The sequence below is a fragment of the Mycobacterium sp. genome, assembly GCF_008709575.1.
In the GTDB taxonomy this organism is placed as follows: Bacteria; Actinomycetota; Actinomycetes; order Mycobacteriales; family Mycobacteriaceae; genus Mycobacterium.
This window is the reverse complement of the sequence record NZ_VYIK01000337.1, coordinates 1-701: the sequence shown is the minus strand read 5'-3', so window position 1 is coordinate 701 and position 701 is coordinate 1. Positions and strand designations below refer to the sequence as shown.

At 65.0% G+C, this 701-nt stretch carries 1 protein-coding gene; it reads left to right on the top strand.

What is annotated here, in order from left to right:
• Window positions 1-622, top strand: a 622-nt coding sequence (locus tag F6Q13_RS18810) for a cytochrome P450 (protein ID WP_293059753.1), incomplete at its 5' end; no start/stop codon positions are given.
• Window positions 623-701 lie beyond the last annotated feature (79 nt).

The window sequence follows — 701 nt, the reverse complement described above, 5'->3', positions numbered from 1 at the left end:
CCGCTACCTGCGCACGGTGTTCGCCCACCTGCGCCGGTACCCAGGCGACGACATCATCAGTGCAATGCTCGTCTCCCGCGACGGCGGGACGGTCACCGACCAGGAATTGTTTTGGCTGTCGCTGATGCTGCTCGTCGCGGGAAATGAGACCACCACCAACCTGATCGGCTCGCTGTTGGTGGCGCTCGCGGAAAACCCCACCGGCTACCAGCGGCTGCGGGCAGACCCTGCGCTGATCGATTCAGCGATCGAGGAAGCGGTCCGATGGAGTTCCCCGGTTCAGCACCTCTACCGGATGGCCGCGGCCGACTACACCGTCGGATCGACCACCATTCCTGCCGGATCGCGGGTGCTGCTGCTGTTCGCTGCGGCCAACCGCGACCCGCGAAAGTACCCCGACCCCGACGTGTTCGACATCGGCCGCAACGCAGGCGACCACCTCGGTTTCGGCAGCGGCATTCACCATTGCCTGGGCGCGAAGCTCGCCCGGCTGGAAACTCGTGTGGTGCTTGAAGAATTGCTGCCGCGCGTGCGAAGAATCCATACCCTCGGCCCCGTGGTATGGCACGACAACCCGACTGTGCACGGACCGCGACGTCTTCTACTACATCTGGAGAGGTGACCATGCAACGCTCCACCTGGCCCAGCGTGGCGATCGTCGGTGCCGGCATGTCCGGCCTGTGCATGGGTGAGGCCCTCAA